The organism is Hymenobacter latericoloratus (assembly GCF_014199535.1).
GTDB lineage: Bacteria > Bacteroidota > Bacteroidia > Cytophagales > Hymenobacteraceae > Hymenobacter > Hymenobacter latericoloratus.
The window spans coordinates 959,164-973,064 of sequence record NZ_JACHNV010000002.1 but is presented as its reverse complement, the minus strand read 5'-3'; the positions used below and the strand labels follow the sequence as shown (position 1 = coordinate 973,064).

The window sequence follows — 13,901 nt, the reverse complement described above, 5'->3', positions numbered from 1 at the left end:
AATCCCCGGAGGATCGACACACTGGTAGCAAACACTGGCTACATCGTGCCAAAGCCCCAGCAGGGCGACACCTATCGTTGAACGATGGATGTCGCCCCGTTGGGGCTTTGAGGGTTGCAAGGGGGTAGGAAGGCGGCCGGCGTGCGGCCGTGACGGGACTTTATTCTTTGCTCGTTCAGCGCTTTACCTCTACTATTGCCTGTCCCTCGAAGCTGTACCAGACGCTATCCTGGCGTTGGTGGCGGTTTAGGCCACGCAGGAGCAGCTGCAAACGCAGATTTTGGTTGGCGGCATGCAGGGTCAGAGCCGAGTTGGGCAAATCGACCCCGACGGAGGGGTTGCGGCCGTGGATGCGCACCAGGGAATCGGCGAGGGCGCCGGGTGCGAGGCTGAGCTGGGGCTGCCAGCTGCCGCCGGGGCGCTGTTGCTCCAGCTGCAGCTGGTGGCCGCGCCGCAGGGTGCGGAGCCGGAAGGAGCCCTCCGGCACACTCACCTCGGCCAATGCATCTTCGTTGGGCTCCCTAAACTGATACACATTCAGGTTGGTGAGCAGGTAGCGGCCGTTACCGAGAGGTAGCACATCAGGGTTTTTGACGCCGAAGGAGGCAGATACTTCCTCCTCATCGGCAGCACTGGCGTAGCGGCTGACGCGCTCCAGATTGCTCAGTGCAAACAGGCGGTCGGTTTGCCAGGATGTTTTTCTCCACGGATTATCCTGCAGCAGCGAATCGGGTAGTTGCAGGGAGGCGGCGAACAGGGGTTGTAGCTTATCGACGGCCTCGCGCTTGGCGAAAAAATTGAAAATGGACGTCAGCCGCTGCCTCACCACAAAAGGCAAATCCGGCACCCGCTGGCCGGCGCCGTCCAGCTTACCATCCTTCAGCAGCTTGTACTGGGCACTGATTTCGCGCAGCTGACTGAGCTGGCTGCGCTCGGCCGTAGCAAACGCGCCCCAGGGCCCGGCGACCGACAGCAAGGCTACCACCGCTAATGAAGCCGGAATCCAGATGATACCCTGGCCTTTGCGCACCAAAAAGTAAGTAGCCATTACCAGCAGCCAGGCAGCCAGCACCAGCACGAAGTAGCGCTCTTCGGTGATGCCGTAGGCCCGGATGCGGGTACCAATGGCTACGGCCAGCAGCCCCAGCAGCGGGAACAAAGCCAGGTAAAACCAGCGCGCAAACGTCCGGATCCAGGTGTTTTCGGCGGCGTTGCGAATGGGGTGAATCAGCAGCAGAGCCAGAATGCCGGCCACCGCCAGGGCCAGGACCAGAATGGAAACCCAGCCTTTTGGCAGCTCCCACTGCACCAGAATGCGCCCCAGGTAGGCGTACAGAATGCCCAAGTACAGCACCACCAGCGGCAGCAGCACAAACTGCGTGAACACCTTCAGGCCTTTGGGGTAGGTAGCCTCCTGCTCCAGGGCGGCAAAATTCTGGGGCACGCCGGCCAGGAAAAACCAGGTGTTGAACACCGTAGCCAGTACCGTGAACAGGTAGCCAAACAGGCGCTCATCCAGCTCGACATCGAACAGATTATCAATGGCGACCAACGCCAGCGCGCACCCCGCAAACAGCACTCCGGAATACAGACCCGAGATGAGAATGCGCAGAAACAACGTTTCGTTGTAGCGCCAGAAGCCGGGCGTGTCGGCGTTGCGGCGCAGTTCCGGCAGGTAAGGCACCACCGCCACCAGCAGGTGCAGGGCAACCAGCAGCACAAACAGCCGCAACCCCCAGATCAGATTGAGCTCCGGGGGGCACGCGGCGTACCACAGCCCCAGCAAGGCCACTACCCCCACCGCCGCGGCCAACCTCCCCCAGGCCGGCCAGCGGTACCGCTCGGCCGCCAGCGCCACCGCCAGACTAAAGCTAAGCCCCAGGCCAGCTGCCGACAGCACCGGCAATGTCCATTCCGGCTGAGCTTTTCCCGAGTCGGAAAGGTAAATCAGGTAGATACCCACGCCGCCCAGAACAAAGGCGCAGAGCAGGGTGAGCGGGAAGCGCCGGAGCACGGTGGCTGCCTCGGATACCAGGTGCTGCAGGGAAGGAAGTTTCATGAGTCACACGAAATAGGTGCGCCAAGAAACGGTTTTTCTATTGAGCAGCCTACCCCCTACTGCCGGGCTTACTCGTTTGGCTGCAGTAGCGCTTCTACCTCTAGCAGCAGCGCCGTGTTTTCCAGGATGTCGCGCAGCTGGGTCAGCTCAATCAGGGTGAACACCAGCGCCAGCTTGGCGGCCGACGTGCGCAGGGCAATGCACCGGGCCTCCGGGTCGTGGGTGCACAGGCAGTGCTGCTCCCAGGCCGCGCTTACTACCCCCCGAAACTCCTGAAACTCGGCCCCCGTGGTGGCCATGGCTACGTTGCCGAAGCACAGGTGTAAGTGGCGCGTGCGCGGGCAGCGGGCGCAGTACCCAAACTCGTTGTGATGAAAGAACTGAGCCATAGGAAAGCAGTTGCCTAGGTGATTTAGCGATGCAAGTATAACTATTTAGAATAATTCTAAAATAAGAAGTTTGTTTTGTTGAGCTCGGATAGCGGCGGGTTTTTGTGGGCCTTTTCTTTCAGCCTCAGCGCACTGGTCAGGCGGCCGTGCTACCCGGTTTCTGCGTAGAATGGGCTTCTGCCCCTGTCTTGTTGCGCCTGCTTCTATGAAACGACCCTCTATCCGCCAGCTACTTGCCCTCACGACGTTGGGGTTGCTGCTGGGGGTAGTAACGGGGGCTTGGCTACTGGGTACGCGGTGGGGGCAGCGCCAGCTGGAGCAGCTTATTCGGCAACGGCTGCGCCAGCACTCCGATTTGATGGTGGCCCCGTTTACCGTGGAGCTATCGGTACTGCGCCACTTTCCGCACCTGACGGCCTCCGTGCACCACCTGGCCCTTACCGATACTTCCTACGGGCGGGCGGTGCAGGTGCTGCGCATCAGGCGGGCCGACGCGCGCGTGGAGCTGGCACAAATCTGGCGCGGGCAACTCCGGGTTAGCCACCTGACGCTGCAGGACGGCGAGTTTCGGCAGTTTACTGATGCCCGGGGCCACGACTGGGGTCTGCGGGGAAAAGGGCCGCGCCGCGCTACCCCCCAGGGCCCGCCCGACTTCGACCTGGACTCCCTGGTGCTGATGAATGTGCGGGCCACCGACCGGAATGAGCTGCACCGCAGCGGGTTCTCGGCCTACGTGCGCGCTGGCCGCCTGACGGTGCGCGCCCGCCGGGGGGTAGCCCACACCAGCGGCCGGCTGGATGGGCAGCTGGAGTACCTGCGCAGCGGGCGCGGCAACCTCTTCACCCAGGAGCCTATTGTGGCCCTGATGCGTTACCGCTACGATTTCCGCCGGCGCGAAGGCACCTTCCTCCGGACCCGGGCTACGCTTAACGGCGACACCGTGCTGGTAACCGGTACGCACCGGGGCGCCGGGCCCGGCGAGGCGCGCGGCACCCGCCTGAACCTGCGCTTTCAGGGTACGCAGCCTTTGCTGGAGGTGCTGCACGTGGCCTTGCCGGCCGGGCTGCAGCGCTACCTGAAAGGCGCCCGCAGCCCCAGTCGGGCCAGCATCTGGTACACCATCCGGGGCGTGAGCGGGCCCACCACCCGGCCGCGCACGGTGCTGCGGTTTGCGTTGCGCGGGGCCCAGGTGCAGTGGGCCGACTCGGCCCGCCGGATTCGGCGCTGGGATGCGCGCGGCACCTTCGACAACGGCCCCGAGCACTCGCCCCGCTCCACTTCCCTTGCCTTCAGCCACTGCAAGATCTACTCTAAAGCGGGCCAGCTGGATGCGGCCCTGACGGTGCGCGACTTCACGCGGCCCCACCTGCTAGGCCATGTGCGGGGCCGCACCGAGCTGCAAACGCTGGCGGCCGTGGTGGCGCCCCGCCTCTGGAAAGCCCGCCGGGGCGAAGCCGCGCTCGACCTGCGCCTGGATGGCGCCGTGCCCGAAATTCCGGACCGCCAGGCCCGCCGCACCCTCCGCCCCGATACCCTCCTACCCCTGCTGCGGGCCCAAGGCACGGTGCGGCTGGAGCGGGCTTCTTTTACTATCCCGGGCCGGCAGGCCTCCATGAGCAACCTCAACGTGCTGGTGCGCCTGCACGACAGCATGTGGGCGCTGGAAAACCTGACGGGGCGCCTCAATGGCATGCGGGTGCGGGCCAATGCCACTACCACTTATTTGCTGGCTTACTTCAGTGGGCAGCAGCCCGTTACTACCATCCGGGGGGAGTTTGGGGTTGATGCCCTGGACCTGCGGGAGCTGCGGCGCCTGCTGGCCGCGCCGGGCGGGCGGGCCCGACTGGCCAAGGCCCGACGGCCGGGCTACACGCCGAATCAGCAGCTGGCCGCGCAGGTCCTGAATTTCCTACCCCCCGGGCTGCACCTGAACATCCGGCTGCACTGCGGGCAGCTGGTGGTGGCCTCCGACACCCTGCAGCACCTGGCGGCCACCGTGCGCCACGACGGGCAACGGGTGCAGCTGACGGAGTTACGGGGCCGCATGTGGGGCGGCGACCTGAAGGGGGTCGTCAGCTGGCCGACGGATACGCTGAATCTGCAGCCGGTAGCGGCGCAGCTGGCCGTGCACTTCCGTACCCTGCGCTACCACGAGCTCCTGGCCCGCATCACCCGCCCCTCGCGCCGCGACCCGGCCGCGCCCGCCGCCCCTACCCTGCGCGAAGTGCTGCTGGCCGCCAACGGCCAGGGCCTGATAACTATCGACCGGCTTGTATTCTCTGACAGTGAGCAATTTACCAACCTGCGGTTGCGGCTCGATAAGACCGGGCCCCGCTTCCTGATTCCGGCCCTCACCTTTGGCATCAGTCATGGGGGGAGCGGGCGGCTCAGCGGCAGCGCCGAACTGCGGGGCAGTCAGCTCACCAACCTGAACACCGACATCAACCTGCACTATGCCAGCCTGAATGTGCAGCACCTGCTGCAACTGCTGACGGGGCTGAGCTCCGGGGCTGCTAAACCTAATACCCCTACCCCCTCCCGCCCTGGCAACCCCCAGGACTCGCCGTTTCTGGATGGCACTGTTACCGGCCGGGTGCGCGTAACCGCCAATCAGATGCAGTACGGCAGTCTGCGGGGGCGGCAGTTTCGCCTGCTCAGTACCCTGCAGGCCGGGCAGGTGCAGGTAACCGAATGCAGCCTGCAGGCCCTCGATGGCTCGGTGCACCTGCGCGGCACCCTGCGCACCGACGCCGACACGGGCCGCTACCCTCTGCACACCCAGGTACGGCTGCGCCATATCCATCTGCCCAAGCTATTTGAGCTGGCCACCGCGCTGGGGTTTGATGTGCTAGGCCCGGAGAATATCCGGGGCAGTATGGACTGCGAGGCCGACGTGCACACGGAGTTGGGGGCCACTTTCCTGCCCCGACTGGCCAAAACCCAGGCTTTTCTGCGTACCGATGTGCAGGAGCTGGAACTGATTGAAGTAGAAGCGGCCATGCAGGCCATGAAGATTCTGAGCAAGAAACGCACCGGGCACCTCTACTTCGAGCCCGTGCAGCCCCGCTTCGTTCTGGATGGCAGCCGCCTGCTGATTCCGAGCCTGAGCCTGAGCAGTAACCTGACCGACATGAGTGTTACCGGCGAGTACTACCTCACGGGCCAAGCCAACCTGTACGTGGGGCTAAGCCCGCTGCAGGCCCTGTTCGGCAACAATGAGAGGCGCATTGCCCGCATCCGGAGCGGCGAAGCTGAGCAGCGCCCGAGTCGGGGGCTGGTGTATCTGAACCTGCGCCGGGAGCCGGGTCAGCCCTACAAAGTGCGCCCTTTCCAGAAGCAGGAACAGCAGTTGCAGCAGCAGGAGCTGCTCCGCGAGTATCATCAGCTCCTGCGGCGCCAGCCCCTGGATACTACCCTGCGCCTGCTGCAATAGCCGGAAGCGCCGCCGTTAGAATCCTTTTGGCAGATCAATCCCCCGAATGGTACGGAACAGGCTGATGGCATTCTGGTCCGTGAGGCCCCCAATGTAATCCGTCAGTAAAATAATCTGCTCGTAGGCGGAAACGCCCTGCTGGTGCCCGATGCCGCGAAACTGCTCGGGGAGCAGTTGCACCACTTTCCGGGACCGGGGGCTTTCCTGGGGGTCGAAGGTGGCGTGCAGGAAGGCATCAAGCAGGCCGGCCATTACCTCGAAGCCCGCCGCCTCAATTTCCAGCACCGGCCGGCTGCGGTAGAGGTGCTCCATGGTAAGCTGATGCATGTGCTGGAGCTGCTCCCAGCAGTCGAGCTGCTGCACCAGGGGCTCGTCGGAACGGCCGCGCAGCAGGTCGTCGGCGCGGTCGGCGAACAGGCGGGCGGTTTGCTGCACGAGGCGGTTGATGAGGCGGGCGCGCAGGTAGCCCAGTTCCTCGCGCCAGTCGCGCCACTCCAGGGAGCCCCGGCGACCGGGGGCGTCGCCGAGCAGCTCGCGCAGCACCCGCAGTCCGGTTTCGCACGGAATCAGCCCCAGCTTCAGGCCATCCTCAAAGTCGATGATGCGGTAGCAGAGGTCGTCGGCGGCTTCCACGAGGAAGGCCAGCGGATGGCGGTGGAAGAAGCCCCCGAGCTGGGTACCGGGCGGCTTGGGCAGCAGCCCCAGCTCGCGGGCCACCTCCTGAAACCGGTCGGCTTCAGTCTGAAAGTAGCCGTACTTTTTCTCGCTGGTGCCGCGCGTAAGCGAGGCTTCTTCCACAACGGAAGGCCGCGGATACTTGGTAAACGCCCCGAGGGTAGCATAGGTAAGGCCCAGCCCGGCCGAGCCGCTGCTATGGGCCGCGTAGGTGTGCGTCAGCGTGCGGAAGCCAGCGGCGTTGCCCTCAAACTGCTGCAAATCGGCGCGCTGCGCGGCGTTCAGCACCCGCACGAAGGGCTCGGCGGCCGGGCTGCGGAAGTAGGCCGAAATGGCGTCCTCGCCGGAATGCCCGAAGGGCGGGTTGCCGATGTCGTGGGCCAGGCAGGCGGCGGCCACAATATCGCCAAAGTCGCTGTCGAGGTGGGGCAGCTGCCGGGCCAAGTCGGGGGTTTCCTCCAGCAGCAGGCGCCCGCCCAGCCGGCCCAGGGAGCGACCCACGCAAGCCGTTTCGAGGGAATGGGTGAGGCGGGTGTGCACGAAATCGGTTTCGGGCAGGGGCATCACCTGGGTTTTGCGCTGCAGCCGCCGAAACGGCGAGCTGAACACCACCCGGTCGTAGTCCTGCACGAAGGCCCCGCGCACGGGCGGGGCATCCGTCACGAGGTGAAGCTGGGGCTGCTCGGGGTAGCGGCGGCGGCTCAGGAGCCGTTCCCAGGTCATGGTGGGGGTATCGGGCGAGTCGGGCTGGAGGTGCATCATCAGAAAGGCAAGGTAGGCGAAAAGGTATTTTATCCCTGTATGATGCGCTACCTTGCAAGTGCTTTTAATGTTCTCCTATGTCTTCAAAACCTCAACTTCCTACCTACGACAAGCTCATGAAGCCAGTACTACAGGCGCTTCTTTCTTTAGGTGGGTCCGGCACAATTGAAGAAATAAACGAGCGTGTTTATAATGACCTGCGGTTCACAGATTCCATCTTACAGGTACCACACGGGGAAACTGGACGTAGTGAAATAGAGTACAGGCTTGCCTGGGCCAGAACGTACCTTCGAAAGTCTGGTCTTATAGAAAATTCGGCCCGTAAAGTCTGGTCATTGGCTTCTCCAGACGTCAAAATTGCGACAATTGATGTCAAGCAAATAGTGCGGAATGTGCGTGCCGAATCCAAAAAGGCACAAGAATTCGACTCTCCTGGGCCATCCTCTTCTACTCAAACAGAAGCAGAGGAAATAGCCACTTGGAAAGAGCAATTACTCATAACTCTGCAGGGCATTGCTCCTGATGCCTTTGAACGATTAGCTCAGCGCATCTTGCGAGAAAGCGGCTTTGTTCAGGTCGAAGTGACGGGTAAAACAGGAGATGGAGGCATTGATGGAAAAGGCATCGTCCGAATAAATGGATTTCTAAGCTTTCACGTTATTTTTCAGTGTAAACGATATAAAGGCTCCATATCAGCCGGACAGATAAGAGACTTTCGGGGCGCAATGCAGGGTAGAGCTGACAAAGGCCTGTTTATTACAACAGGAAGCTTTACTAGAGATGCTGCCAGAGAAGCAACAAGAGACGGTGCACCACCAATTGACCTGATTGATGGTGACCTACTTTGCGAAAAGCTTAAAGAGTTACGGCTTGGAATAGAAGTAGAATTGATTGAAACAGTAACATTAAAGAACGACTGGTTCCTGAATCTATAATTCTGACTGTGGCTCCCGCTGCTGCCCCAGCAGCCGCACGGTGGCGTAGCCCAGCAGCAGGAACACCCCGTAAAGCAGAGTTACCCCCCAGGCGTCGCGGTAGGCGGTGGGGTGCAGAATTCGCGTCACGATATCGTAGAACAGCGTGATGGGGTTGGTGAAAATGTCCCAGCTATTGAAGCGCAGGTAGCGGCCCAGATACACCCCAAAGCTGCTCAGCAGCAGGGCTACGGTAGCAAACGCCCAGCCGGCCCACCACCCCAGGCGGCGCGCAACCAGCAGCTGCATATCGGTGAGGGAGGCGTAGGCCAGCATCAGCCCGTTCCAGGCGCAGCTCAGGATCAGGGCCAGATCGTACCAGTAGGGTACCTCGGGACGGGGCTCCAGGTGGAACAAGTCGGTGAGGATGTAGGGGGCGTTAGGGAAGAACAGCAGCCACATGGCCCCCACTGGCAGCAGCACCCGGGCCTTCAGGCGGCCGGCCGTGAGGCCCAGCATCGTGCTTAGCCCGAACGGAATCAGGGCCAGAAACAGGTTCCAGAGCAGAAAGACAAAGGAAATCTTGTGGGTAAGAAAGACCCGAAACGTAATCAGTACCACGCTCAGGGCCAGCGAGGCCCCCAGCACCAGCATCAGATTGAGACGCTGCCGCAGTTGGGGCACAGATAAAGTAGCTACGAACATTGACATAACACTATGTACGAAATTTTAACCAGGGGTAGTAACGGCAGGGTACGGGCCCTCATTGCCTTGCACTCCGGAAACAGTTTCCAGAAACGCTCTGACAGGAAACAAAAACCGTCATTCCGAGCTGATTGAGGAATGACGGTTTAATAATTACGCAAACAACCCCACTTCTATTCCGGCACGCCCCCGGCGGCCCAGCGCAGGGTGGCCTGGGTTTGGGCGTACTTGGATTGCAGCTCGGCCAGCTTTACCCGCGCCGACACCAGACTGGCTTCCCGGGAGTTGATCAGGAACACGGAGCTTTCCCCGTTTTCAAACCGGATTTGCTCGCCGTTGCGCAGTAGTTCCGCGTTGCGCACCACCCGCTCCTGCAGGCTTAGCTGCTCGCGCAGGGCCTCCCAGTCATTGGCCACGCTGCGCACGGTGGTTTGCACTTCGCGGGAATCTTGCTGCAGGTCCAGCTCGGCCTCGCGCGTTTTCAGGCGGTTAAGCTGCAGCTTGGCCCGCTCCTGGCGGAGCAGCAAGGGGTAAGCAAAGCTCACGCCCAGCTTGTAATTGTTTTCGAGGTAACTACCGCTCAGGCTGGCGGCCTTTTCCGGGTTGAAGGGCTGCCCAGCCTGCAGCAGGTTGTAATCGAGGGTCAGCTTGGGCAGGAGCTTGTTGGACAACAGCCGACGCTCCACGCTCAGCTGGCTGATTTTGGCGCGGCTTTTCTGCAAATCCGGATGAATCTGCTGGGCCTGCTGAGCCAGAACAGCCACCGAGTCGGGGGGCAGGGTGCGCCAGTCGGTGGGACCGGGCAAAGGCTGGGGCACGGCGGCCGGGGGCAAGTCAAGCGGCTGCTGCTGCTCATTCCAGAGGTAGTTGCTCAGCAGCAGGGTAGCGTTGCGAAACTGCACCCGCGCCTGGCTGAGCGTAGCCTGGCGGTTCTGCACTTCCGTGAGGGCCTCCACCGAGTCGATGGCCGCCAGGTCGCCGAGCAGCACCCGCTGCCGCACGGCCTGAAAGCGCACACTGGCCAGCCCGGCATTGCGGTCCAGCAGCTGCAGGCGCTGGTAGTTCAGGCTCCACTCCCAGTAGTCTTTGGCCGCCTGCAGCAGCAGCTTGTTCAGGGCGCCGCGTCGTTCGGCTTCGGCCAGGCCCTGCAGGGCCTGGGCCTGGCGCACGGCCGCCCGCCGCTCGTCAATCAGCAGCCCCTGGGCCAGCGGCACCGACAGCCCGATGTAGCTCAGGCCGGCCGGGGAGGTGTAGTTTTCGGGGTTGACGTAAGCGCCCACCCCCCGCTCGAAGCCGGCCTTCACATCCAGCCCGTACCACACCGGAATCCGGAGCTGGGTGTCCCAGTCGTGGAAATACTCCTTGCCCTTGAAGGTTTTGCCGTAGTACTTGCTGGTGGCAGCGGGGTCGAACAGGCCGCGGGCGTAGCGCACTTCCTGCAGGGCCCGCTCGGGCAGCAGCCCGGCCTGCCGGGCCACCGGGTGGCGCAGGGCCACATAGTTCAGTAGGTCGGTGAGGGTGAACACCTGCCCGGAATCGACCGGGGCCGAGGCAGCCGCAGCCCTAGGCTGGGCCTGCCCCGACGCGCTCAGCCACAATAGCAGTAGTGCTCCTACCCCCACGGTGCGCAGAAACCGGCTGAGGCACGCTAGCCGGCCGCGTCCAGGCCGCGCCGTGGCAAGTGCCCAGGCCGGCGGGCAGTGCCCTCCTGGCAACTGGCAACTGATAACTGACGACTCCTGACTCATTTGGCTTCCTCCTCTCCGCCGCTGTCGGCAGTTTTATCGGCTTTCTTGGCTTCTTTTCCGCCCTTACCGCTATCAGTGGGCAACCCCACGAAGTTGGGCGGGAAGCCGTTGAGCTGGCGCCAGAGCTCGTACCAGATGGGCACATCGTCCAGCAGAGCCCAGCCGTACACCCCGGAGCCCACCCGCAGGGGTTTGGGCCAGGGCTCCAGCCCGGGGTCGGGGGTAACCAGAATGCGGTACTGCCCCTGGGAGTCAATGTTATCGATGACGGCCACGCGGCCCCCGAACGTGCCGAAGCTGGTGCCGGGCCAGCCGCTGAATACCAGGGCAGGCCAGCCATCAAACTGCAGGCGCACCTTGCGGCCCACGCTCAGCAGCGGAATGTCCATGGGCTGCACGTACAGCTCGGCGGCCAGGGCCGGGGTGTTGGGCATTACCGTCACCACGGCCTCCCCTTCCTTCACAATTTCGCCCAGGCCTTCTTTCAGGGCCCGCACCACGTAGCCATCCTGGGGGGCTGTGATGTGGTAGTAGCCCGAGCGGATGCTGAGGTTGGCCAGCTCGTTGCGCAGTTTGGCAATCTGCCCCTCGGAATCAAACTGATACGCCACGGCCGAGCGGCGGTCCGATTCCGACTTGGCCAGCTTGTCCTGGTACTCGGCCTGCAGCGAGGAGAGCTCCAGCTGGGCGTTCACCAGCTCCTGGCGGGAGGCGCCCAGCTTGTTTTCCACGGCCTGGCGCTTGGCGGTGCTTTCCTGAAACTTCAGGCGGCGCTGCTCCAGCTCGGTGAGGCTCTTGAGGCCCTGCTGATACAGCGCTTCCTGGCGCTGCAGCTGCTGGCGGGCAATGTCGAAGTCGTTGTTGGCGGCGCGCAGCTCAGCCTCGTCGGAGTTCACCTTCAGCCGGGTCTGGGCTACTTTGTTGCGGGCCTTGTCGAGGCTTACGCTCAAGCCTTGGCGTAGGGCTTCCTGCTGAATGCCCAAGGCTGCGGTTTTACCCCGGTTTTCCTCCAGGGCCGCAATTTTGGCTTCCAGCTGCTCGCGGGTGCGCTGCAGCAGCTCGGGGTCAAAGTATTTTTCCTTGATTTCGGCAATTTCAACCAGCGTGTCGCCCTTTTTCACCTGCTGGCCCTCGCGCACCCGCCACTGCTGAATACGGCCGGCAATGGTGCTGGGCACGGTTTGGGGGCGGTCCTGGGGGCGCAGGGTGGTGAGGCGGCCGGTAGAGCGGATGTTCTGGGTCCAGGGCAGGAAGCCGGCCAGGAAAAGCAGGACGAACAGCCCGCCCAGCCAGCGGGCCAGGGTGCGGCCGGTGCTGGGCGTCTGGACGCGCTTAAACGAGTTAAACTGCGCCGTCAGGGGGTTGGTTTCTTCGAGCGGATGTTCAGCAAAAGGCATAGCAAAGGGTGCTGAGAAGTCGGGGGGAGTGAGACGCGGCGCTTAAATCAGCTCCTGCAAATCGGAGTGTTGCGAAAGGGTAGCAAACGGACCCTCGGCTACCAGGCGGCCTTCGCGCAGTACGGCCAGGCGGGGGCACAGCTGCAGGGCCCGCACGTCGTTGGAGGCCACTACCACCGTCCAGGGGTGCACCGGGTCGAGGAGGCGGGCCAGGGTGCGTAGCCGCTCGCCGGGTTCCACGCCGGGCAGGAAGGTATCGAGCAGCAGCAGGCGGGGGCGGCGCACCAGAGCGCGGGCCAGCAGCAGCTTCTGGCGCACACTGTCGGAGAGCGGCGTGCCAATGCCGATGTGTGAGTTCAGGCCCTGGGAGCGGGTGTAGAGGGCGTCGCGCAGGCCCACCAGCTCCAGGGCCCAGGCCACGTCCTCGGGGCTGATGCTGGCCTGGTCGAGGGTCACGTTCTGCAGCAGGGTGCCCTCAAACAGATGCTGGTGGGAGATATTGTCGCCGACGTGCAGGCCCAGGGCCTCGCTGGAAATGTCCTGCAGGGGCAGGCCGTCGTAGGCAATGACGCCCGTGTAGTCATCGAGCAAGCCGGCCATAATACGCAGCAGGGTGGTTTTGCCCGAGCCATCGAAGCCGGCCAGGCCCAGGTGCTGCCCCGGCTCCAGGCTCAGGGTCACCTCCTGAATGGGTTGCTTGGTGCTGCCGGGGTAGCTGTAGGACAGGTGGCGCACTTCCACGCGCAGCCCCACACGAGTATCAGACAGGGGCAGGGCTACCCCCTGGCGGGCGGGCAAGGCCGGCAAATCCAGTACGTGCCCGATTTTGTCGAGCGAGGTCAGGGCGTCGTACACCACGTCCAGCTTCAGCAGCACTTTTTCCACGGCCGAAATGGTCAGAATAATCACAATTTCAGCAGCCACAAACTGCCCAATGTTGATTTGCTTGCTGATCAGCAGCCAGCAGCCCAGAATCAGCAGGGCGGCCGTAATGAGGGTTTTGAAGGCCACGAAACCCCAGAACTGAGTCACCAGCACCCGGAAGTGGGTCTGGCGGGCCGTCAGGTAGCCTTCCACCAGCTTATCGGTGCGGCTAATGGCCATCTGCTGGCGCGGGGCGTGCCGGAAGGTGTGCACCGTGCGGGCCACGTCTTCCAGCCAGGCCACCACCCGATACTTATACTTCGACTCCGTCAGGCTGGACTCCAGGCCGTTGGGGCCGGTGAAGCGCACCATCAGGGCCAGCAGGAAAATCAGCAGCAGCCCGAAGGCGATGAAGACGTAGTGGTAGAGGGAAAGCAGAATCAGGCCGAACAGAATCTGGATGGCGGCGGCCGTAAACTCTACCAGCAGCGTGGAGAGGCCTTTCTGCAGGGTGGGCGTGTCGAGCAGGCGGTTGACCAGCTCCGGCAGATACTGGCCGTTCAACGACTCGGTGCGGACCCGGGGCAGGCGCACGGCAAAATCGAAGCTGATGCGGGCGAACAGGCGCTGCTGAATGTACTCGACCAAGTGGAGCTGCATCACCTGCAGAGCCCCCACCACAAACGTACCAAACACGATAAAGCCGATGAGCACCACCAGGGAGGTGCTCACGTCGCCGCTGCTCACAAACCCAATTACCGACTGCACGCCCAGGGGCAGGGTGAGGCTGATGAGGCCCGCCAGGGCCGCGTACACGTAGAGGTAAACAATGTCGCGGCGCTCGGCAGACACCAGGCGCAGCAGGCGCTGGCCCGGCGTAAGCGTAGATTCAGAATGATCGGCCATGAATGCAAAAAAGGGTTGAGGTGCAAGGAGGAGGTAGGAACCGAAGCGG

At 63.1% G+C, this 13,901-nt stretch carries 9 protein-coding genes; 2 read left to right on the top strand and 7 right to left on the bottom strand.

Annotated elements, in window-relative coordinates; genetic code table 11:
• Window positions 1-175: 175 nt before the first annotated feature.
• Window positions 176-2,059 carry a DUF4153 domain-containing protein gene (locus GGU46_RS09725; protein WP_183403321.1) on the bottom strand — a complete coding sequence of 628 codons (1,884 nt, stop codon included), beginning with the start codon at window positions 2,057-2,059 and terminating at the stop codon, window positions 176-178.
• Between the two features lie 68 nt (window positions 2,060-2,127).
• A complete protein-coding gene (locus GGU46_RS09720) occupies window positions 2,128-2,448 on the bottom strand; it encodes a DUF6686 family protein (protein ID WP_183403320.1) in 321 nt (106 codons plus the stop codon).
• 205 nt (window positions 2,449-2,653) lie between these two features.
• On the opposite strand from GGU46_RS09720, the gene GGU46_RS09715 reads away from it, so the two are divergent.
• Window positions 2,654-5,881 carry an AsmA family protein gene (locus tag GGU46_RS09715; protein WP_183403319.1) on the top strand — a complete coding sequence of 1,076 codons (3,228 nt, stop codon included), beginning with the start codon at window positions 2,654-2,656 and terminating at the stop codon, window positions 5,879-5,881.
• Window positions 5,882-5,896: 15 nt separating this feature from the next.
• On the opposite strand, the gene dgt is transcribed toward GGU46_RS09715, so the two are convergent.
• Window positions 5,897-7,318 (bottom strand): dGTP triphosphohydrolase, encoded by a 1,422-nt coding sequence (dgt, locus tag GGU46_RS09710; protein ID WP_183403318.1) that lies wholly within the window; start codon window positions 7,316-7,318, stop codon window positions 5,897-5,899.
• Window positions 7,319-7,395: 77 nt separating this feature from the next.
• Here dgt and GGU46_RS09705 point away from each other — a divergent pair, with 77 nt between their 5' ends.
• Window positions 7,396-8,253, top strand: coding sequence for a restriction endonuclease (locus GGU46_RS09705; RefSeq protein ID WP_183403317.1), 858 nt, complete (start codon window positions 7,396-7,398; stop codon window positions 8,251-8,253).
• Here the strand turns inward: GGU46_RS09705 and GGU46_RS09700 are convergent.
• The 4 genes from GGU46_RS09700 to GGU46_RS09685 all read right to left on the bottom strand — a co-directional run bounded on the left by GGU46_RS09700 (window position 8,248) and on the right by GGU46_RS09685 (window position 13,852).
• The gene (locus GGU46_RS09700; protein WP_183403316.1) at window positions 8,248-8,943 is read right to left on the bottom strand and encodes a DUF1361 domain-containing protein; all 696 of its coding nucleotides are present in this window, start codon (window positions 8,941-8,943) and stop codon (window positions 8,248-8,250) included. The genes GGU46_RS09705 and GGU46_RS09700 overlap by 6 nt on opposite strands.
• A 167-nt stretch (window positions 8,944-9,110) precedes the next feature.
• Entirely contained in the window at window positions 9,111-10,559 is a 1,449-nt protein-coding gene (locus GGU46_RS09695) for a TolC family protein (protein ID WP_183403315.1), read from the bottom strand.
• Window positions 10,560-10,681: 122 nt separating this feature from the next.
• Window positions 10,682-12,082 carry an HlyD family secretion protein gene (locus GGU46_RS09690; RefSeq protein ID WP_183403314.1) on the bottom strand — a complete coding sequence of 467 codons (1,401 nt, stop codon included), beginning with the start codon at window positions 12,080-12,082 and terminating at the stop codon, window positions 10,682-10,684.
• Between the two features lie 42 nt (window positions 12,083-12,124).
• Window positions 12,125-13,852 carry a peptidase domain-containing ABC transporter gene (locus GGU46_RS09685; protein WP_183403313.1) on the bottom strand — a complete coding sequence of 576 codons (1,728 nt, stop codon included), beginning with the start codon at window positions 13,850-13,852 and terminating at the stop codon, window positions 12,125-12,127.
• Between the last annotated feature and the right edge of the window lie 49 nt (window positions 13,853-13,901).

What these genes read in the sequence shown, in the direction of transcription:
- dgt (WP_183403318.1), bottom strand. Translation starts at nt 7,318, where the DNA reads ATGATGCACCTCCAGCCCGACTCGCCCGATACCCCCACCATGACCTGG.
- GGU46_RS09705 (WP_183403317.1), top strand. Translation starts at nt 7,396, where the DNA reads ATGTCTTCAAAACCTCAACTTCCTACCTACGACAAGCTCATGAAGCCA.
- GGU46_RS09725 (WP_183403321.1), bottom strand. Translation starts at nt 2,059, where the DNA reads ATGAAACTTCCTTCCCTGCAGCACCTGGTATCCGAGGCAGCCACCGTG.
- GGU46_RS09685 (WP_183403313.1), bottom strand. Translation starts at nt 13,852, where the DNA reads ATGGCCGATCATTCTGAATCTACGCTTACGCCGGGCCAGCGCCTGCTG.
- GGU46_RS09715 (WP_183403319.1), top strand. Translation starts at nt 2,654, where the DNA reads ATGAAACGACCCTCTATCCGCCAGCTACTTGCCCTCACGACGTTGGGG.
- GGU46_RS09690 (WP_183403314.1), bottom strand. Translation starts at nt 12,082, where the DNA reads ATGCCTTTTGCTGAACATCCGCTCGAAGAAACCAACCCCCTGACGGCG.
- GGU46_RS09720 (WP_183403320.1), bottom strand. Translation starts at nt 2,448, where the DNA reads ATGGCTCAGTTCTTTCATCACAACGAGTTTGGGTACTGCGCCCGCTGC.
- GGU46_RS09700 (WP_183403316.1), bottom strand. Translation starts at nt 8,943, where the DNA reads ATGTCAATGTTCGTAGCTACTTTATCTGTGCCCCAACTGCGGCAGCGT.